This is a genomic window from Kribbella sp. WER1, assembly GCF_054189145.1.
Window position 1 is genome coordinate 7,937,271 of record NZ_CM135186.1, and the last position, 20,059, is coordinate 7,957,329.

Sequence of the window (20,059 nt, forward strand, 5' to 3'; positions counted from 1 at the left end):
CGAACCCCCAGCTCAGCGGTCATCCCCTGAGCTGGGGGGTTGCCCCCTGAGAATGCGGAGGGGCAACCCTCCAGTTGGGTGGTTATCCACTGAGCTGGAGGGTTGTCCCTTGGGGTGGGGGGTTAAGTGAGGAGGGTGGGGAGGTTTATGGGGCGGTGGGTGGTGGCGGACTGGGTCAGGGCGTCGCCCATGGCGACGGCGTACGCCGCTTCCGTGCTGGTGGCGAGCAGGCCCAGTTCGACGGACTCCGGGCTCGGGCCGGCGAACAGGTCGTGGCGCATCAGCGGGTCCGCGCCGCCGTGGCCGCCCTGCTCGGCGACCACCTCGACGACGCGGGACGGGCCGAACAGCTCGGCGACCGTGATCCGGTCCGACTCGGGGAGCGCGGCGCCGTCGACCGTCCGGCCGTGCAGCAGGTCGATCGACCCGTGCGTCCCGGCGACGCTCAGCCGGAAGCCCTCCCAGGTGCTGGAGAAGTCGATCCCGTACGTCAGCATCGCCCCGCCGGGGTAGCGGGCGACGGCGCTGTACGTGTCCTCGATGTCGATCTCGTCGTCGTAGATGTACAGCGGCCGGTCCGCCGGGTACTGGCCCGGGTAGTGCAGGCCGAACAGCCCGGTCCGTACTTCGGAGTCGTCGGACGGGAAGACCCCGGATCCCTGCTGGGCAAGGAAGTACGGGTCCTCGGCGCGGGGTGCGCGATGCGGGCTCGACGGGCCGTAGTAGTTCTGTGCGCCGTACCCGAAGATCTCCGTCGGAGCCTCGCCGATCCACCAGTTCAGCAGGTCGAAGTGGTGCGACGACTTGTGCACCTGCAGGCCGCCGGACAGCGCGCGCCGGCGGTTCCAGCGCAGGAAGTAGCTGGCGCCGTGCCGCAGGTCGACGTGGTAGTCCATGACGACGCGGGTGACGCGTCCGATCGTGCCGGCCTGGATCAGCCGCTTCACCTCGCGGTGCGCGGCGGCGTACCGGAGGTTGTGGGTGACCTGCACGCTGCCGCCGGACGCGCGCTCGGCGGCGAGCACCTCGCGGGCGGCCGCGGCGGTGGTGACCATCGGCTTCTCGGTGATCACGTCGATGTCGTACGCGAGCGCGCCGCGGATGTACTGCTCGTGCGTGTGGTCCGGCGACGTCACGATCACGGCGTCCGGTACGACGTTCTTCAGCATCTCCTCGTACTGCGCGAAGTACGGGATCGCCGGGCGGTCGAGGCGTTCGAGCGACGCGTTGAACTCGGCGACCCGGTCCGCGTCGGTGTCGACGATCGCCACCACCTCGGCGTACCGCGACAGGTCGTCCTCGTCGACGCCGTACCCGAAACCGCCCTCGGCGGTGCGGTCGGTGAGGCCGAGGATCGGGAGGACGAAGCTGGCGAGGCCGCGGGCGGACAGACCGCACACGGCGTACCGGCGGATGGCGGGCATCGGGGCTCCTTCAGTCGAGCAGCCGACAGCAGGCGCTGTCGGCGGCGAACAGGCCAAGACTCTCGAACAGGGTGCGGGCGATCACCCGGTGGCCGCGGCCGCCCGGGTGCGTCGGGTCGGCCATCCACTCGGCCGGGGCCCAGCCGTCGCCGGCCGCGGTCCAGTGCGCGAAGTGGTCGACCAGCAGGACGTCGTGGTCGGCGGCGACGGTGCGGATGGCGTCGGCGTACGCCGGGAGGTGGTCGCCGAGGTTGTACCGGCAGGTGCGCAGGACGGCCGTGGGGGTCTGGGCGACGACGAGCGCGCCGGTGTCCAGGATCGTGGTCAGCAAGGTGCTGTAGCGCGCGGCGAACTCCGCGACGCCGTCGGCGCCGGCCTTCGCGTCGTTGGTACCGACACCGATCACGACCAGGTCGGGTGCGAGGTCGAGCGCGGCCGGGAGGCGGCCGAGGGTGTCCGCGGTGTTCGCGCCGGAGACCGCCCAGCGGACGAACGAGTCGCCGGACCGCGTGAGCTCGTAGCGGACGCGTTCCTCGAGCAGTTGGACGTAGTCGCGCTCGGCGCCGGTCCAGTGCGCGCCCTGGGCGATGCTGTCGCCGATCGTCGACCAGCGGATCGGTGCGTCCGACCGCAGCGCGGCCTCGAATTCGGTGCGGTTCGCCATGGCGACCACGATAGCAACATTCTCTGCTATTGCGACAAACGTTTGCAGTCCGTATCGTCCAGCGCACCCCCTCCGCCGTAGAGGAGTCCGCCCATGAACCACGTCCCCGCAATCACCCGTCGCAGTCTGCTGGCCGGTACGGCAGCGACCGCCTTCCTCGCCGCAGGTACGACGACGCGGGCCCGCGCCACGTCGTCCGCGCTCACCCTTCCGAACCCACCCGCCGACGGGATCGGCCGCGGGCAGGTCTTCGACAACTCGATCCCGGACCGCTCGGTGTACGCCGGGCTCGTGCAGTTCGTCTGGGGCGCCTCCAGCCTCACCCAACCGGCCGGCGCGGTGCCGTCGGCGTACATGCCGGCGTTCCGCGACTTCGACAAGACGCACACGATCGCGTGGTACCAGGCGAACCACCCGGACTGGGTCGCGTACACCGCCGACACCGCGGACCGGTCGGCCGTCGCCTGGGAGTTCGGCAACACGACGTACGTCCCGCTCGACTTCCAGAACCCGGACGTGCGGACCTTCTACTGGAACTCCTTCGTCCAGCCGAAGATCGACGCCGGGTACCCGATCATTGCCTTCGACAACATCGGCACCTTCAACGGCTACGGCAACGCCGGCCACTACCACGGGTCGCAATGGGTCCAGCAGTACGTCGGGCCCGGCCCCGAAGGGCGGGTCGATCCGGCCTGGTCGGCCGCGGTCCTCGACTGGATGTCGTACCTGTCCGGCCGGTTGCACGGGCTCGGGATCGGGATGGCCGCGAACATCACCTGGAACGGTTCCGTCCAGCTCCCCGACATGCTCGAGGCGGTGAGCCTGGTCGACGTGTACGTCGACGAGCAGGGCTTCACCGTGCACCGGCCCGGCAACTACAACGACGGGGCCTGGAAGAGCAAGTTCGACTTCACCCGGCAGATCGCGGCGCAGACGCAGCATTTCGCGATCAACCAGACCACCGAGGACACGCTCGCCACCGCCACCCAGGAGCAGATCGACTGGGCGGTCGCGAACTACCTGCTGTACCGCGAGCAGAAGAGCATGATGACGCTCTGCGGACTCGGCGAGTACCACGTGTGGGTGGACTGCCCGCAGCTGCACACGAACATCGGGCGGCCGTCGGGGTCGCCTGTCACGGACGCTTCGGGTGCCTACACCCGCGCGTACCAGCGTGGTCTGACGTTGGTGAACCCGTCGTCGACGGCCACCGCCGTGGTCACGCTTCCGTCCGGGACCTTCACCGATCTGCACGGTCACGCGGTCTCCGGTCAACTGTCGCTCCCGCCCAACTCGGGCAGCGTGTTAGCTCAGTGAAAGGAAAGTGCATGAGACTCCGCCGACTGTCCTCGGCCGCGGTGATCGTCGCCGTCGGCCTGGGAATGCTCACGACGACTGCCCAGGCGGCTCAGCCCGCCGGCGGTGGGTCGGCCACGCCGGATCAGGCGGGTGGTACCTGTCCGCCCGCGCCCTCCGGCGTACCGCTGCCGGTGACGCGGGACCACGGCGTACTGCAGGCGCAGGTGTTCGACCGGCAGGTGCCGGATCCTTCCGTGTACGCGGGGCGGGTCGGGTTCGTCTGGGGCGCGTTGAAGGCGGCGCAGCCCGAGGGCGTGCTGGCCAGCTCGTACGTGACGGCGTTCCGGAACGCGCCGGCGCGGCAGTACACGCCGGAGTGGTTCAAGGCGAACCACCCGGACTGGATCGAGTACACCGCGGACCGGACCACGCCGGCGTGGGAGTTCAACAACCAGGTCTACACGCCGATCGACATCAGCAACCCGGAGGTGCGCCAATGGTTCACCACGAACCTGATCGATCCCGCACTCGCCGCCGGGTTCAAGACGATTGCCGTTGACAACATCGGCGTACGGAACGACTTCAAGGTCAGCGGGCACTACGACAAGGACGGGAACTGGGTGCAGCAGTTCGGCACCGACCCGAAGGACCCGGCATGGGTCGCGGACGTGCTCGACTGGCTGCGGTACCTGCGGGACTACGCGCACGCGCACGGGGCGTCGGTGGCGTTCAATCTGACGTTCAACGGCAGCCTGCACGACGAGTTCCAGGACAAGTCGCCGGCGTACATGGCCGCGCTGGACGAGATGATCGACATCTCCGACATCTGGCTGAACGAACAGGGCTTCACCGTCCACCGCGTCGAGAACGTCGTCGACGACGAGTGGACCCTGATGTTCGACCTCCTCCGCCGGCACCGCTGCAAGCCGTCGGTCATCATGAACAAACTCCCCACCGACTACTGGTCCGAGGCCACCCCCGAACAGCGCCAGTGGGTCGTCGCCAACTACCTCCTGTACCGCGAGGCCCCCGCAATGCTGGAAAGCACCGGCCGCAAGGACTACGCCGGCTTCAACGAAATCCCCGAAATGTCAGCAGACCTGGGCCGCGCCATCACCCCACCGGTCCACCACGGCCCAACCCTGTGGACCCGCCTCTACCAAGACGGCCTGACGGTGGTCAACCCCACCTCCGCCACCCCCGCCAACCTAACCCTCCCCGCCGGCACCTGGACCGACCTCCACAACACCCAATACACCGGCACCATCACAGTCCCCCCCAACACCGGCCTCGTCCTCAAACGAAGCTGACCCGCTCGCCACGCACCGCCCCGCCCAGGGGCGGTGCGTGGCTGCAGACATGCGCCAGATCAATAGGGGTTGGGTTCAGCGTCATGTGCTCCAGGTCTCGGACGGCCGCCAGTCCTCCGTCGAGTCGTGGCAAACGGCCCGCACCCCCTGCGGCGAGTCGTGAGAAAAGGCGCCAGAAACCAGCGATAATCCACGACTCGACGAACAGGTGCCGCGCCGTTCGCCACGACTCGGCGAAGAGCGGGGTACTTCTTTTGCCTGTTCTTATCTGAGGTTTTCCGGGGGGATGCCGGTGGAGCCTCGGATTACTAGGCGGGTTTCTAGTTTTACTGTGGTGGTGGGGGTTTCTGCCTCGTGGAGTTGGTTCAGGAGGAGGTCTACGGCGGCGGAGCCGAGTTCGGCTGCGGGGACGTGGATGGATGTCAGCATGGGGTGGGTGACGGTGGAGAGGGGGCTGTCGTCGATGCCTATGACGCTGATTTCGCGGCCTACTTGCATTCCGCGTTCGGTGAGGCGGGACATGACGCCCAGGGCGATCAGGTCGTCGTAGGCGATTGCGGCCGCGACCTCGGAGGATTGCAGGAGGTCGGCGGCGCGCATGCCTGCTTGGATCTGCGGCTCGAACGGGCCCAGTTCGCGGAGTTCTACGTCGTTGGCGGCGCAGGCCTTGGCCAGGGCGTCGCGGCGTTGCTGGTTGGACCAGGAGCGGCGGGGGCCGGCCAGGTAGGTGATCCGGCGGTGGCCGAGGGAGACCAGGTGTTCGACCGCTTCCTGCATTCCTTCGTTCTCGTCGATGACGACGCTGCCGGCCCCTTCGACCTCGCGGTTCACGAAGACCACGGGGAGTTGCTGGGCGAGCCGGGTGAGCTCCGCGGGCGCGGTACGCGGTGACGCGAGGATCAGCCCGTCGACCTGCCGGCTGAGGCCGCGGGCGAGCTCGAGCTCGTCGGCGACGTGTTCGTCGGTGTCGGCGATCAGTACGGCGTACCGCTTGTCCCGGGCGCGTGCCTGGACCGACTTGATGATCGGCGGGAAGAACGGGTTCGCGATGTCCGGGACGACCAGCCCGACGGTGTCGGTGCGTCCGGACACCAGTGATCGGCCGGCCCGGCTCGGGGCGTAGCCCAGCTGCCGGGCGACCCGTTCGATCCGGGCCCGGGTCTCGGCGTTGACCTTCTCCGGGTCGGTCAGCGCCCGGGACACGGTCGACGTCGACACGTTGCAGGCTGCGGCCACCTCCGCCAGCGTGACAGCCAAGGCATGCTCCCCACGTCGCGTACGGATAGATCTTGGCATCGTAGCGCAAACGATTGCCGCTGCTCTGCACCCTGATTGTAACCACTTGGGCGAGTTTCCACTGCAAACCGTTGACTCTTGCTGCAAACGTTGGCAGTCTCATCACACCCCGGCCGATCCGGCCGTGGATCGAAGGGAGATCCCGTGCGCTCCAGAGTGAAACTGACAGCGGTCGTGGCCGGTCTGGCCCTGCTGTCCTCCGTGACGGCCTGTTCGGGAGGCGCCGGTGCTGCCGGCGGGGCCACGAAGACCCCGCCGCTGACGGTCGCCGCGTACTCGCAGCCGACCCTGCAGCCGAACTTCAACCCGTTCTCGGTGAACGCGTTGCGCGGCACCATCGGCCTGATCTACGAGCAGTTGTTCGACTTCAACACCGCGCACGAGAGCGAGTTCATGCCCAGCCTGGTGACGAAGTACACCTGGGCTCCGGGCGGCAAGGCGATCGACCTGGCCCTCGACAACCGGGCGAAGTGGTCCGACGGCAGCGCGCTGACCGCCGACGACGTGATCTTCACGTTCGACTACCTGAAGCAGCACGAGCTGCTGGCGCTGCCGGTCGACAAGGTGACCAAGACCGCCGACGGCGTGCACATCACGTTCACGAAGCCGGCGTACGCCGCGATCCAGGACCTCGGCCGGACCGTGATCGTGCCGAAGAAGGTGTGGACCGGCAAGGACCCGGACACCGACACCAACCTGAAGCCGATGGGCAGCGGCCCGTACGAACTCGGCCAGGTCACCGGCCAGCAGGCCACGTTCAAGGCGCGCGCCGACTACTGGAAGCAGAAGGTCCCGGTCCCGCAGATCACCTACGTGACCACGAGCAGCACCAACCTGCTCGCCCAGCAGCTGGTCCGCCACGAGGTCGACCTGGCGTACGCCGGGATCCCGGACGTGAAGAACCAGTTCGTCCAGAAGAACGCGGCGCAGAACCATCTCTGGCCGGTGTACGCGAGCATGAAGCCGCTGATGCTGAACCTGAAGCGCAAGCCGTTCGACAACGTGCACGTCCGCAAGGGCATCGCGCTGTCGATCGACCGGCAGGCGGTCACCGACGCGTACAACCCGGGCGTCTACCAGCCGGTCGGCCCGACCGGGCTGTACCAGGGCACGTTGTCGAAGTGGATCGACGCCAAGGACCGCGACCCGGTGAAGCCGGACAGGACGGCCGCGCTGGCCGAGTTCGCGCAGGCCGGGTACAAGGACCAGGGCGGCAAGCTGATCGGTGCCGACGGCAAGCAGCTCAAGCTCAGCATCCTCACCGTCAGCGCGTTCGCGGACGGCATGGCCTACACGCAGGAACTCGCGTCGCAGCTGTCCGCGGTCGGCATCGACGCGGCGGTGAACGGCGTACCGTCGGCGGCTTACACCGGTGACGAGGACAAGCGCGACTTCGACGCGATCTACGGCGACGCGTTCACCTTCGGGACGAACCCGTACACGTTCTACAACAAGATGCTGTCGAAGAAGTCGAAGACGAACGTGGTCGGCTGGGACGACCCGGCGACCGAGGCCGCGCTCGGCGCTCTCGCCCAGGCCGCGCCGGACGCGCAGCTCGCCGCGTCGAAGCCGCTGCAGCAGATCATGCTCACCCAGCTCCCGGTCGTCCCGGTGTCGGTGAAGGGTACGCCGTACATGTACAACACCGAGCACTGGACCGGCTGGCCGAGTGCGGACGACCCGTACACGACGCCGGATCCGGGCGCGATCAGCGGCGTGTTCGCGGCCACGATGTTCCTCGCGCTGAAGCCGGCATGACCCGGTTCCTCGGGACGCCGTTCGTACAGCGGATCGGGTTCTACCTGATCGCGGCCTGGTCCGCTGTCACGATCAACTTCGTCCTGCCGCGGTTGATGCCCGGCGATCCGGCGTCGGCGATCCTGTTCAAGATGTCCGAGCTCGGGCCGGTGTCCGAGCAGCAGGAGGAGCTGGTGCACCGGCTGTTCGGCGGCGCCCGCGGGCAGTCCTGGTGGCACGAGTACGTCAGCTACCTGAACGGGATCCTGCACCTGGACTTCGGCCGCTCGATCTCGTTCTACCCGGCGACCGTGTCGTCGGTGGTACGGTCCGGGTTCCTCTGGACGTTGCTGCTGGTCGGCAGCGCAACCGTGATCGCGTTCGTGCTCGGCACCGGCCTCGGCATCGCCGCGGGCTGGCGGCCGGGACGGGCGCTGGACTCGGTCGGCAGCCTGGTGTCGATCTTCCTGCACTCGATGCCGTACTTCTGGGTGGCACTGATCCTCGCGTACGTGTTCGCGTTCACGCTCGGCTGGTTCCCGCTGTCCGGCGGCGCCGACCTCGGCCTGGTGCCGGGGTTCGGTCCGGACTTCCTGGGCAGCGCGATCCGGCACGCGATGTTGCCGGCCGCAACGATCGTGCTGACCTCGGTGAGCGGCTGGATGATCCACATGCGCAACATGATGGCGTCGGTGGTGAACGAGGACTACGTGTTGCTCGCGCAGGCGAAGGGCCTGCCCGGGCATCGAGTGGTGTTCTCGTACGCCGCGCGGAACGCCGTACTGCCCAGCATCAGCGGGTTCGCGGTGTCGATCGGGATGGTGGTCGGCGGGTCGCTGCTGACCGAGATGGTGTTCAACTATCCCGGGCTCGGCAGCCTGCTCAACCAGGCGATCGTGAACGTGGACTACCCGCTGATGCAAGGCCTGTTCCTGATCATCTCGCTGACCGTGCTGGCGGCGAACTTCGTGGTCGACTCGCTCTACGTGCTGATCGACCCGCGGACCCGGGAGGCGTCGTGATGGGGCGATTGGTGGGTGGCGATCGCAAGGTGACGGTCGGACTGACGATCCTCGGCGTGATGCTGCTGGTCGCGATCTTCGGCCCGTTGGTCGTCAGCGGAGTACTCGGCCAGTCGGCCACCAAGCTGCACGCCGGCCCGCCGATGGCGCCGCCGTCGGGCGAGCACTGGCTCGGTACGACGACGTCCGGCGTGGACGTGTTCGCGCAGTTCATCACCGGCACGCGCGTCTCCGTGTTCGTCGGCCTGGTCGGCGGGACGATCTCGACGTTCCTCGCCGTACTGTTCGGCCTGGTCAGCGGGTACCACAAGGGCAAGACCGGCGCCGCGCTGACCGGGTTCGTGAACATCTTCCTGGTCATCCCGGGGCTGCCGCTGCTGCTCCTGATCGCCAGCTACACCAGGGGTCGCGGCGGGTGGCCGGCGGTCGCGCTGATCATCGGCCTGACCAGCTGGGCCGGCGGTGCGCGGGTGAAGCGGGCGCAGACGTTGTCGCTGCGGAACCGCGACTTCGTGGCGGCCGCGCGGTACTCCGGTGACAAGCAGTCGCGGGTGCTGTTCATGGAGGTGGTCCCGCATCTGGCGCCGGTGATCGCGTCGACGTTCCTGTTCGCGGTGGTCGGTTCGATCGCGGCCGAGGCCGGGCTGGACTTCATCGGCGCCGGCAACACGAACACGGTCAGCTGGGGCACGATGCTCTACTGGGCGCAGTCGCAGGGCGCGTTGCAGACCGGTGCCTGGTGGTGGTTCCTCCCGCCGGGTCTCGGCATCGCGCTGGTCGGTACGGCGGCAGGCCTGGTCAACTTCGGGATCGACGAGCTGTCCGACCCACGGCGCCGTACCCTCCGAGCCCGCCCGAAGCGGAAGGTCGTGACCGCATGACGTTGCTCGAAGTACGAGACCTCGTGGTGGAGTACAGCGAAGAGGTGCGGGCGGTCGACACGGTGTCGTTCGACGTCGGCCGCGGCGAGATCTTCGGCGTGCTGGGGGAGAGCGGCAGCGGGAAGACGACGCTGATGACCGCGATCACCCGGCTGCAGCGCCCGCCCGCGCGGATCGCCGGCGGCACGGTCACCTACCACCCGGCCGAGGGCAAGCCGGTCGAGTTGGTCGGCTGTACGCCGCGTGAGCTCCGGGAGCTGCGCTGGGAACGGCTGGCCGTCGTGTTCCAGAGCGCGATGAGTTCGCTGAACCCGGTGATGCGGATCGGTACGCAGTTCGCCGACGCGATCCGCGCGCACCGGTCGGTGAAGCGTGCCGAGGCGTGGGACCGGGCCGCGGAGCTGCTCGAACTGGTCGGCATCCCGCGCGACCGGGTCCGGAGCTACCCGCACGAGCTGTCCGGCGGGATGCGGCAGCGGGCCGCGATCGCGCTGTCGCTGGCGTGTCAGCCGGACCTGGTCGTGATGGACGAGCCGACGACCGCGGTCGACGTGGTGATGCAGCGGCAGATCCTCGACAACCTGAAGGAGCTGCAGGCAACCTTCGGGTTCTCGGTCCTGTTCGTTACGCACGACCTGTCGCTGCTGGTCGAGCTCGCCGACCGGATCATGGTGATGTACGCCGGTCGCGCCGTCGAGATCGCTTCCGCCGGGGACATCTACAAGGACCCGAAACACCCGTACACGCAGGGATTGCGGGACTCGTTCCCGTCGTTGCACGGCCCGCGCCGCGAGCTGCGCGGGATCGGCGGCGCGCCGCCGGACCTGCGCCGGCTGCCGGTCGGGTGCGCGTTCGAACCGCGCTGCCCGCACCGCGTCGACGACTGCTTGGAGACGCAGCCGCTGCTGATCGAACGCGACCGTACCCAGGCAGCCTGTCTGCTCCTCGACCGCCAGGAGGTGGGCCATGCTGGAGGCCATTGACGTCACCAAGCGGATGGCGTTGCACGGCAGGCGGCACGGCCAGTGGTTCACGGCCGTGGATTCGGCGTCGCTGAAGCTGGAGCCGGGCAAGGTGGTCGCGCTGGTCGGCGAGAGCGGCTCGGGCAAGAGCACGCTGGCGCGGATCCTGACGCTCGGGGACGAACCGTCGGAGGGCACGATCCGGCTGGCCGGCAAGGAGGTCAGCGGCCGGCGCCGTGCGGACCGGCAGGCGCACTTCGGCCAGGTGCAGCTGATCATGCAGGACCCGTTCGCCTCGCTGAACCAGCTGCACAAGGTCCGCTACATCCTCGGCCGCCCGCTGCGGAACTTCGGCAAGTCCGGCGATCTGACGCAGCGGATCGTCGAGCTGCTCGAGCGGGTGAACCTGACGCCGGGGGAGCAGTACATCGACAAGTACCCGCACGAGCTGTCCGGCGGGCAACGGCAGCGCGTCGCGATCGCCCGCGCGCTGGCCGCGGACCCGACGGTACTGATCGGCGACGAGCCGGTGTCGATGCTCGACGTGTCGATCCGGCTCGACGTACTGCGGCTGTTCGCGGACCTGTGTGCGCGCGACGGGCTCGCGATGCTGTACATCACGCACGACATCGCCAGCGCCAGGTACTTCGCGGACGAGATCAACGTGATCTACGCGGCCCGGATGGTCGAGGGCGGTCCGGCGGAGGAGGTGACGCAGCAGCCGCGGCACCCGTACACGCAGCTGTTGCTCGAGTCGTCGCCGGACCCGGACCGCGACGGGGAGCGCGGTAGATTGCCGATTGTTGACAATCCTACGGAGCCGGTGGATCGCGAGCAGGAGCTGGCCGGCTGTCCGTTCGCGGCGCGGTGTCCGCACGCGATGCCGGTCTGCACCGAGACGCCGCCGCCGGTCACCACGTTCACGAACGGTCACTGGTCACGGTGCTGGTTACACGAGGAGTAATGGGGTATCTCTAGAGAGTGATCCGGGGAGTGGTCGTTGTCGGTGTCGCGGTGGTCTCGCTGACCGCGTGCGGGGGCGCTAGCACGCCGGGAGGCGCGCCCGCCGTGACTGCCACCACCACCGCAACCACGACCGCAACCACGACCGCAACCACGACGGTCACCGCGACCGTGACAGTCACCGCCTCGCCGCCGAGCGGGAGCTCGGTGCCAGTGCAGGCCGGCGTGGTACCGAATGTGGTGGGGATGAACCACCAGTTGGCCCAGGACACGATGCAAGCGGCTGGGTTCTACTACCTGACCGAGGTGGACGCGACCGGCAAGGGACGGCTGCTGATCATCGACCGCAACTGGGTGGTCGTGTCGCAGGAGCCCGCCGGCGGTACGAAGGCGGGACCCGAGACCAAGATCGTGCTGCACTCCAAGAAGATCGGCGAGTAGCAGCTCAGGTGACGGCCGACGTGAGTGTCACGTCGACCGTGGTCCGGTTGATGTAGTCGGTCCACGCCTGGGCCAGCCGGTTGACGCCCTGTGTCAACGTTGCCGGGGGCAACGCATACGGCAGCCGGGTGTGGTGGTCCGTGCTCCCGTCCGCGGAGAAGACCGCGCCCGGCAGCAGCGCGACGCCGTACCGGAGGGCGATCTGGGCGAAGTGGGTCGCGTCGCCGTGCGGCAGGCGGACCCATAGCGACGCCCCGGCCCGCGGCTCCTGCCAGCTCCAGTCGGGCAGGTGCCGCCCGAGCAGGTCGGTCAACGTCCGCAGGCCGACGGGCAGCGCGGTGCGGCGTTCTGCCTCGGCGGCGGCGCGGTGGTCCAGCAGCCGCAGCGCGACCTCCTGCGCGACCAGCGAACTGCCGAGGTCGGTGATCCCGCGGACCTGCGCGAACCGCGAGACCACCTGCGGCACGGCGCGGATCCAGCCGAGCCGCAGCCCGCCCCAGAACAGCTTGCTCATCGACCCGATCGTGACCAGCCGCTCGTGCGTCCCCAACGCGGCCGGTGTCGCCCGGTCGTCGAACGCCGTACCGGCCAGCGACGTGTCGTCGACGAGCACCACCTCGTGCTGGTCGAGGAGCTTGGCGAGCCGCTGCCGCCGTTCGTCGGACAGGACGACCCCTGTCGGGTTGTGTGCGGCCGCCTGCACGTAGACGAGCCGCGGCGACTCGTTCGTCAGCAGGCGTTCCAGCGCCGTCACATCGAGCCCCTCGGAGTCCATCCGGACGGTCCGCAGCCGGCTCCCGGTCCGCGCGAACGCCTCCAGCGCCCCGCGGTACGTCGGCTGCTCGACGACCACGCCGTCACCCGGGTGGAGGCACCCGCGCGCGACCAGTTCGAGCGCCTGCTGGGCCCCGGACGTGATCAGGATGTCCTCGGGCGCGGTCGGCGTACCGGCGTCGCTGTACCAGCGGGCGATCCGCTCCCGCAGCGCCGGCAGACCGCGTAGGTGGTACCCATGGTGGGTGCTGGTCAGCCGCAGGTAGTCGTCCCGGGTCAGCCCCGCGGCCACGTCGGCGACCAGGTCGAGGCTCGGCAGCGCGGCGGTGGCGAAGTCGATCGTTGCCAACGGCCCGTTCAGGAACTGGCTCGCCGCGTGGTCGCCGGCCAGCCCCGACACGGTCTCCCGGCTCCGATCGAGCGCAACCCGCGTCCCGCTGCCCTGCCGCCGCTCGAGCTGCCCCTTCTCGCGGAGCGCCTGGTACGCCGCGACCACCGTCGTACGGCTCACCGTCAGCGCCGTCGACAGCGCCCGCTCGGGCGGCAGCGCGGCGCCCGGCGGCAGCTCGCCGCGCTCGATCAGCTCCGCGAGACTGTCGCTCAGCTGCCGGTACAGCGGCCCGGACCGGGCGCCGGTCCCGACCAGCATCCGCGCGAGCTCGTCCGCCGAGAATCGAAGGCCATTACCGTCCTGAATCACAAACAGAGTCCAATTTCGTCGCTGTGGCTATAGATGGCATTGGGTTTCGAGCGCCAATCTAGGGCGCCATCGAGCCTATTGGTCTGTGAGGTGGGGCGCAATGAGAGGGATCTGGATTGCCCTGCTGCTCGTCCTGTCCGGGTGTGCCACGGTCGCCGCGCCCGGCACCGGGGCGTTGAGCGCCGACGGTCCGCAGGACACGTCGCGGACGATCCGCATCATGGGAGCGGACTTCCCGTACACCGATGCGACCGTCGCGGCGTTCGAGCAGCAGCATCCCGACATCAAGGTCGAGTACGTGAAGGGAGCGATCTCGTTCGAGCAGGGCAGCGTGCAGACCCTGCTGCGGTCCGGCAGCGGACCGGACCTGTTGCTGGTGAACTCGGGTCCGGGCCGGGTCGGCATGCTCGCCAAGGCCGGGCTGATCTGGCCGCTGGACGAGGTGTTCGCGACCAACGGGCTGGCCGGCCGGTTCCAGCCCGAGGTGGTCAAGCAGACGAAGGCGAGCACCGGCAAGATCTACGAGATCGTCGAGGGCCTGGACGTGTTCCAGGTCTACTACAACAAGAAGATCTTCGCGGCGCACGGGATCGAGGTCCCGCGGGACTGGCAGGGCTTCCTCGAGACCTGCCAGCAGCTCAAGGCTGCCGGGGTGAAGCCGCTGCTGGCCGGTGCCCGGGACAACTTCGCCGGCGGATGGTTGCTCGGGGCACTCGTCCAGGCGTCGGCCGGGCGGCAGAAGATGAGCCAGATCGTCAACGGGTCCGGGTCGTTCGCGGATCCGGACGTCGTCCGCGGCGGGCAGATGCTGTCCGACCTGATCGCAAAGGGCTGCCTCGACGGCGGCCAGGCGGCCGCGCTGGACGGCGGCCAGGCGCAGGCCGCGTTCTGGAAGGGCGGCGGCGCGATGACCGTCGTACCGCAGGGGTCGATGGCGGATGCGCGGCACGACGGGGTCGACGTCTCGCAGTACGGCGCGTTCCCGATGCCGCCGGTGGACCCGAGCGCGGAGGCGTTGCCGACGGCGGGGCTGGCGTTGAGCTGGGTTGTCAACAAGAGTACGAAGTCGCGGTCGGCGGTGGTCGAGTGGCTGCGGTGGCTGGCGAGTCCGGAGTACCTGAAGCTGACCGCGGCGAAGGGTCGCACGCTGGTCCCGGCGCAGATCGTCCCGCCGGGGACGGCGCTCGACCCGGCTGTCCAGGACGGGTTGGAGAAGGTTGCCAAGGGCACCGGGTTCAACCCGAGCGTGTACCTGCCGGACGCGGCCAAGGAGGCGTGGTACCAGGCGGTGCAGGGCCTGCTGACCAGCCGTACGACACCCGAGCACGCGATGCAGGGCGTACAGGACAAGATGGGAGCCGGCCGATGAAGGGGACGCGTCGTACGGCGCTGATCGCGCTGATGCTGCTGCCGTCGCTGGCGCTGCTCGCGGTCTTCCTGTTCCTGCCGCTGCTGCGCGGGATCGAGCTGAGCTTCTACCGCTGGGACGGCGTCGCGCCGGTGATGCACCGGGCCTGGCTGGACAACTACATCCACGTCTGGTCGGACCCGTACTTCCTCCGGGCGCTCGGCCGGACGGTGATCTGGTGGGCGATGCACCTGTGTCTCGCGGTCGGTGGCGGGCTGGTGCTCGCGGCCCTGATCAGCGAGATCCGGTGGCGCCGCGCGCAGACGCTGTTCCGGAGCCTGGTGTTCGTCCCGCACATCATGTCGCTCGCGGTCGTCGGCGTGATCTGGAGCCAGCTCTACCACCCGACGATCGGGCTGCTGAACGGGTTCCTGAAGGCGATCGGGCTGGAGCGGCTGACCGAGCCGTGGCTGGGCAGTACGGCGTTCGCGCTGCCCGCGGTCGGGCTCGCGAGCGCGTGGCAGGCATACGGTTTCTACCTGGTGATCTTCCTCGCCGCGATCCAGGCGGTCGATCCCGCGCTGCACGAGGCGTCCGCGATCGACGGCGCCGGCGCGTGGCAGCGGTTCCTGAACATCACGGTGCCGTCGCTGCACAACGCGATCAGCCTGGTCGTCGTACTGGCGTTCATCAACGCGCTCAAGGGGTTCGGCACGGTCTGGTCGATGACCGAGGGCGGGCCGGACCGGTCCACCGAGCTGGTCGCGGTGTACGCGTACCGGCAGGCGTTCGGGCTCGGCGACATCGGCGCGGCCAGCGCGGCCGGGCTGAGCATCGCGGTGATCGCGGTCGTGATCACCGTCTCCTTCAACCGCTGGCGCGACCGCGCCGCCCTGGGGAGGTGACCGCATGCGTACCGTCACCCGCTGGCACCACGGTCTCGTGGTCATGGTCGCGCTGATCGCCGGCGCGACCATGGTCCCGGTGCTGTGGGCACTGCTCAGCGCCTTCAAGAACAACACCGAGATCTACGGCGACGCGCTCGGGCTGCCCGTGCACTGGCGGTGGGAGAACTTCCGCACGGTCTGGACCAGCGGCGCCTTCAGCACGTACTTCGTGAACAGCGCCGTGATCGCGGTCGCCGTCACCGCGCTGACCGTCCTCGTCACGTGCCCGGCCGGGTACGCGTTCGGCAAGCTGACGACCGGCCGGAGCAACGGCATCTTCTACGCGTACCTGCTGGTGATGACGCTGCCCGGCGAGGCGATCATGGTGCCGACGTTCTACCAGCTGCGGGAGATGTCGCTGGTCGACAGCCGGGTCGGGCTCGGGTTGATCCTGGTCGCCGGCGGGGTACCGCTCGGCGTGTTCATCGCCCGGAACTTCTTCCGCGACCTGCCGAACGAGCTGATCGAGTCGGCGCGTGTCGACGGCGCGGGCGACTGGCGGATCTTCCGGAGCGTGATGCTGCCGTTGGCGAAGCCCGCCGTACTCGCCGTCGGGGTGTTCAGTTTCCTCGGCGCATGGAACGAGTACCAGCTCGCGTTGTTGCTGCTGTTCAGCCAGGAGAAGCGGACGATCCCGCTCGCGCTGGTGCAGTTCCAGGGGCAGTACAGCTCCGATTCAGGTGCCTTGTTCGCCGGCATCGTGCTGGCGATGATTCCGTCCGCCCTGGTGTACGTCGTGTTGCAGCGGTCGTTCACCCGGGGCCTCGTGGCAGGAGCCTTGCGATGAGTGTGACCTATCAGTTCGAGTACTCGGAGCGGCTGCGCGTCGCGTTCATCGGCGCGGGCGGGCACTCGTACCGGAACGTGTATCCGGCGTTCCAGTACGCGCCGGTGGAGCTCGTGGCGGTGTGCGACGTACAGCTCGATCGGGCGCGGACGTATGCGCGGCAGTTCGGGGCGGGGGCGGCGTACGACGATCATCGGCAGATGCTGGCGGTGGAGCGGCCGGATGCCGTGTTCATCGTGACGTCGTACACCGACGACGGCGACGTACAGGCGACCGCGCTGGCCGAGGACTGTGTGCGGGCCGGGGCGCATGTGTGGATGGAGAAGCCGACCGCTGCCGGGCTGGCACAGCTGGATCGGCTGCAGGCGGCCGCGGACGAGACCGGCAGGACCGTGATGACCGGGTTGAAGAAGATCTTCACGCCCGCGATGGAGAAGGTGAAGGCGATCCTCGGGACGCCGGAGTTCGGGGCGGTGTCGTCGATCTCGGTCCGGTACCCGCAGGCGCTGCCGGCGCCGGAGGACCGGGCGGACGACGTGAAGATGATCGGGTTCCTGGACCACATCTTCCATCCGGCGGCGGTGCTCACGTACCTGATGGGGCCGGTGCGGCGGGTGAGCTACGAGTGGGAGCCGCGGACCGGGTCGAGTGTGTCCAGCCTGCTGTTCGAGAGCGGTGCGATCGGTGCGTTGCACCTCGCGTCCGGCGCGGCGAACGGGGCACCGCTGGAGCGGGTCGAGGTGGTCGGGGCCGGCGCGAACGTGGTGGTGGAGAACGGCGTACGGATCACGTACTACCGGGCCGGGGCGGAGCTCGGGTACGGGCGGTCGTCGTCGTTCGTGACCGACGACGCGGTGGCGCCGCTGCGGTGGGAGCCGGAGTTCTCGCTCGGGCAGCTCTACAACAAGAACCTGTTCTACCTCGGGTACGTGCCCGAGATCGTTCACTTCTGCGACAGCGTGCTGGCCGGGAAGCCGGTCGGGAAGGGGACGCTCGGCGACGTCCGGGAGATCCTCAAGCTGTACGAGTTGTACCGCCGGCTGCCTGCCGGTACGTCCGCGACGATGGGGAGTTGACCATGGGAGAGAAGAGCCGGGTGACGGCCGCCGACGCCGTCACGGTGGAGGAACAACCGTGGGGCCGGTTGGAGTGGATGGTGTCCGCGGCGCTCGGCAACTCCGGCAAGCTGACGGTCGGCCGGTGCTACATCCGCCCGGGCGAACAGAACCCACGGCACTACCACCCGAACTGCGACGAGGTGCTGCATGTGTTGCAGGGGACGATCGAGCACACGGTCGAGGACGACAAGGTGCGGATGGGGCCGGGCGACACGATCAGCATCCCGACAGGCGCACTCCACAACGCACGCAACGTAGGAGAAGACGAGGCAATCTTCGTCATCTGCTTCTCCACCCCGCACCGCGAAACGGTAGGTGAGTGAGATGCCGGCCGTGGTGTTGGTGGGGACTTTGGATACGAAGGGTGGGGAGTATGGGTTTGTGCGCGAGAGGTTGCTGGCGGCTGGGGTGAGTGTGGTGGTGGTTGATGTGGGGGTGTTGGGGGAGGCGGGGATCGGTGTCGATGTAGGGCGGGAGGTGGTGGCTGCTGCGGCGGGGGTTGATGTGGGGGAGTTGCGGGCGGCGGGGGATCGGGGGTCTGCGGTGGCGGCGATGGCGCGTGGGGCGGCGGTTGTGGTGCGGCGGTTGTACGACGAGGGGCGGTTGGACGGGGCGTTGGCGCTGGGTGGGACCGGGGGTACGTCGATTGCGTCCGCCGCCTTCCGGGAGTTGCCGTTGGGGGTTCCCAAGGTGATCGTGTCGACGGCGGCGTCGGGGGATACGTCGGCGTACGTGCGGGAGAGCGACCTCGTGTTGATGCCGAGTGTGGTGGATGTTGCCGGGGTCAACCGCTTGTCGGCGAAGATCCTGGCGAATGCGGCCGCCGCGGTGGCGGGAATGGTGTCGGCGGAGCCGGTGACGACGGTAACCGACGTACCGTTGCTGGCGGCAAGTATGTTCGGCGTGACGACGCCGGCTGTGGATGCGGCGCGCGAGCGGCTGACCGGGCTCGGGTACGAGGTGCTGGTCTTTCATATGACGGGAGTCGGCGGCCGGACGCTGGAGTCGCTCGCGGGGCAGCTGGCCGGGGTGCTCGACCTGACCACGACCGAGCTGGCGGACGAGCTGGTCGGCGGGGTGTTCTCGGCAGGACCGACCCGGCTGACCGCCGCCGGCCGGGCCGGGATCCCGCAGGTAGTGTCGGTCGGCGCCCTGGACATGGTGAACTTCGGGCCGCTGGAGACGGTGCCGGAGAAGTTCCGGGACCGCAAGTTGTTCGTCCACAACCCGTCGGTCACGCTGATGCGGACGACCCCCGAGGAGTGCGCGGAGCTCGGCCGCCGGCTCGCCGGCCGCCTCAACACCGCACAAGGACCGGTCGCCCTGCTCCTGCCCCTGCGCGGCGCGTCCGCGATCGCGGTCGAGGGTGGCGTCTTCCACGACCCGGCCGCCGACGCCGCGCTCTTCGACGCCGTCCGCGAAACCGTCGACCGATCGGTCGTCGAGCTGATCGAGATCGATGCCGCGATCAACGACCAGCAGTTCGCCGACGCGGCGGCGGACAAACTGAACGCCTACCTCACGAAGGAGAACCGATGAAGCGCGACGCGATCCTGGAGCGGCTGCGGGCCAAGCGGGCGGCCGGTGAGCTGATCGTCGGCGGCGGCGCCGGCACCGGCCTGTCCGCGAAGTGCGAGGAGGCCGGCGGCATCGACCTGATCGTGATCTACAACTCCGGCCGGTACCGGATGGCCGGCCGCGGCTCGCTCGCCGGGCTGCTTGCCTACGGCAACGCGAACGACATCGTCGTCGACATGGGCCGCGAAGTACTCCCGGTCGTCGAGCACACCCCGGTCCTGGCCGGCGTGAACGGCACCGACCCGTTCTACCAGCCCACGCAGTACCTCAAGCGCCTGATCGAGCTCGGCTTCTCCGGCGTCCAGAACTTCCCGACGGTCGGCCTGATCGACGGCACCTTCCGGGCGAACCTGGAGGAGACCGGCATGGGGTACGCCGAGGAGGTGGCGATGATCGCGGCCGCCCACGACCTCGACCTGCTGACCACGCCGTACGTGTTCTCCGCCGCGGACGCGGTCGCGATGACCGAGGCGGGCGCGGACGTGATCGTCTGCCACCTCGGGCTCACTACCGGGGGCTCGATCGGTGCCGGTACGGCGCGGTCGCTGGACGACTGCGCACCGCTGATCAACGAGTGGACGGCGGCCGCCCGCGCGCTCCGCCCGGACATCTTCGTGCTGTGCCACGGCGGCCCGATCGCGGAGCCGCCGGACGTCGAGCGGATCCTCGAGCTCTGCCCGGACATCGACGGCTTCTACGGTGCCTCGTCGATGGAACGGCTGCCCACCGAGCAGGCGATCACCGCGACCACCACCACGTTCGTGAACCTCCGCCGCAGCCCTCGGTAACGGTTTCCTTCTGGCTGAAG

Annotated in this window: 19 protein-coding genes; 15 read left to right on the plus strand and 4 right to left on the minus strand. The window is 69.0% G+C overall.

Going from position 1 to position 20,059, the window contains the following annotated elements:
* Positions 1-122: 122 nt before the first annotated feature.
* Both ACXJJ3_RS38720 and ACXJJ3_RS38725 read right to left on the minus strand, forming a co-directional pair.
* Positions 123-1,424 carry a Gfo/Idh/MocA family protein gene (locus ACXJJ3_RS38720; protein WP_458166946.1) on the minus strand — a complete coding sequence of 434 codons (1,302 nt, stop codon included), beginning with the start codon at positions 1,422-1,424 and terminating at the stop codon, positions 123-125.
* A 10-nt stretch (positions 1,425-1,434) separates the two neighbouring features.
* Positions 1,435-2,088: an SGNH/GDSL hydrolase family protein gene (locus ACXJJ3_RS38725; RefSeq protein WP_458166947.1), complete on the minus strand. Its 654-nt coding sequence runs from the start codon at positions 2,086-2,088 to the stop codon at positions 1,435-1,437.
* 93 nt (positions 2,089-2,181) lie between these two features.
* On the opposite strand from ACXJJ3_RS38725, the gene ACXJJ3_RS38730 reads away from it, so the two are divergent.
* Entirely contained in the window at positions 2,182-3,405 is a 1,224-nt protein-coding gene (locus tag ACXJJ3_RS38730) for a hypothetical protein (RefSeq protein WP_458166948.1), read from the plus strand.
* An 11-nt stretch (positions 3,406-3,416) separates the two neighbouring features.
* A complete protein-coding gene (locus ACXJJ3_RS38735) occupies positions 3,417-4,697 on the plus strand; it encodes a putative glycoside hydrolase (RefSeq protein ID WP_458166949.1) in 1,281 nt (426 codons plus the stop codon).
* 264 nt (positions 4,698-4,961) lie between these two features.
* On the opposite strand, the gene ACXJJ3_RS38740 is transcribed toward ACXJJ3_RS38735, so the two are convergent.
* Positions 4,962-5,954, minus strand: a complete 993-nt coding sequence (locus tag ACXJJ3_RS38740; RefSeq protein ID WP_458166950.1) for a LacI family DNA-binding transcriptional regulator — start codon at positions 5,952-5,954, stop codon at positions 4,962-4,964.
* Between the two features lie 183 nt (positions 5,955-6,137).
* On the opposite strand from ACXJJ3_RS38740, the gene ACXJJ3_RS38745 reads away from it, so the two are divergent.
* The 6 genes from ACXJJ3_RS38745 to ACXJJ3_RS38770 all read left to right on the plus strand — a co-directional run bounded on the left by ACXJJ3_RS38745 (position 6,138) and on the right by ACXJJ3_RS38770 (position 11,999).
* Positions 6,138-7,751, plus strand: coding sequence for an ABC transporter substrate-binding protein (locus ACXJJ3_RS38745; RefSeq protein ID WP_458166952.1), 1,614 nt, complete (start codon positions 6,138-6,140; stop codon positions 7,749-7,751).
* Positions 7,748-8,752 carry an ABC transporter permease gene (locus ACXJJ3_RS38750; RefSeq protein WP_458166953.1) on the plus strand — a complete coding sequence of 335 codons (1,005 nt, stop codon included), beginning with the start codon at positions 7,748-7,750 and terminating at the stop codon, positions 8,750-8,752. Before ACXJJ3_RS38745 ends, ACXJJ3_RS38750 begins: the two co-directional genes overlap by 4 nt.
* A complete protein-coding gene (locus ACXJJ3_RS38755; protein WP_458166954.1) occupies positions 8,752-9,633 on the plus strand; it encodes an ABC transporter permease in 882 nt (293 codons plus the stop codon). Before ACXJJ3_RS38750 ends, ACXJJ3_RS38755 begins: the two co-directional genes overlap by 1 nt.
* Positions 9,630-10,616: an ABC transporter ATP-binding protein gene (locus tag ACXJJ3_RS38760; RefSeq protein ID WP_458166955.1), complete on the plus strand. Its 987-nt coding sequence runs from the start codon at positions 9,630-9,632 to the stop codon at positions 10,614-10,616. The genes ACXJJ3_RS38755 and ACXJJ3_RS38760 overlap by 4 nt, the downstream gene beginning before the upstream one ends.
* The gene (locus ACXJJ3_RS38765) at positions 10,600-11,559 is read left to right on the plus strand and encodes an ABC transporter ATP-binding protein (protein WP_458166956.1); all 960 of its coding nucleotides are present in this window, start codon (positions 10,600-10,602) and stop codon (positions 11,557-11,559) included. The genes ACXJJ3_RS38760 and ACXJJ3_RS38765 overlap by 17 nt, the downstream gene beginning before the upstream one ends.
* Before the next feature lie 104 nt (positions 11,560-11,663).
* On the plus strand, positions 11,664-11,999 hold the full coding sequence (locus ACXJJ3_RS38770; protein ID WP_458166957.1) for a PASTA domain-containing protein: 336 nt from the start codon (positions 11,664-11,666) through the stop codon (positions 11,997-11,999).
* Between the two features lie 4 nt (positions 12,000-12,003).
* On the opposite strand, the gene ACXJJ3_RS38775 is transcribed toward ACXJJ3_RS38770, so the two are convergent.
* Positions 12,004-13,473, minus strand: a complete 1,470-nt coding sequence (locus tag ACXJJ3_RS38775) for an aminotransferase-like domain-containing protein (RefSeq protein WP_458166958.1) — start codon at positions 13,471-13,473, stop codon at positions 12,004-12,006.
* Between the two features lie 100 nt (positions 13,474-13,573).
* Here ACXJJ3_RS38775 and ACXJJ3_RS38780 point away from each other — a divergent pair, with 100 nt between their 5' ends.
* From ACXJJ3_RS38780 to ACXJJ3_RS38810, 7 genes are read left to right on the plus strand one after another with little or no spacing between them, the layout of a single operon-like run.
* Positions 13,574-14,842 (plus strand): ABC transporter substrate-binding protein, encoded by a 1,269-nt coding sequence (locus ACXJJ3_RS38780; RefSeq protein ID WP_458166959.1) that lies wholly within the window; start codon positions 13,574-13,576, stop codon positions 14,840-14,842.
* A complete protein-coding gene (locus ACXJJ3_RS38785; RefSeq protein WP_458166960.1) occupies positions 14,839-15,726 on the plus strand; it encodes a carbohydrate ABC transporter permease in 888 nt (295 codons plus the stop codon). Before ACXJJ3_RS38780 ends, ACXJJ3_RS38785 begins: the two co-directional genes overlap by 4 nt.
* A gap of 4 nt (positions 15,727-15,730) precedes the next feature.
* A complete protein-coding gene (locus ACXJJ3_RS38790) occupies positions 15,731-16,555 on the plus strand; it encodes a carbohydrate ABC transporter permease (protein WP_458166962.1) in 825 nt (274 codons plus the stop codon).
* Positions 16,552-17,631, plus strand: coding sequence for a Gfo/Idh/MocA family protein (locus ACXJJ3_RS38795; protein ID WP_458166963.1), 1,080 nt, complete (start codon positions 16,552-16,554; stop codon positions 17,629-17,631). The genes ACXJJ3_RS38790 and ACXJJ3_RS38795 overlap by 4 nt, the downstream gene beginning before the upstream one ends.
* Positions 17,632-17,633: 2 nt before the next feature.
* Entirely contained in the window at positions 17,634-17,996 is a 363-nt protein-coding gene (locus ACXJJ3_RS38800; RefSeq protein WP_458166965.1) for a cupin domain-containing protein, read from the plus strand.
* Position 17,997: 1 nt separating this feature from the next.
* Positions 17,998-19,212, plus strand: a complete 1,215-nt coding sequence (locus tag ACXJJ3_RS38805) for a Tm-1-like ATP-binding domain-containing protein (RefSeq protein ID WP_458166966.1) — start codon at positions 17,998-18,000, stop codon at positions 19,210-19,212.
* Positions 19,209-20,039, plus strand: coding sequence for a phosphoenolpyruvate hydrolase family protein (locus ACXJJ3_RS38810; protein ID WP_458166967.1), 831 nt, complete (start codon positions 19,209-19,211; stop codon positions 20,037-20,039). The genes ACXJJ3_RS38805 and ACXJJ3_RS38810 overlap by 4 nt, the downstream gene beginning before the upstream one ends.
* Positions 20,040-20,059 lie beyond the last annotated feature (20 nt).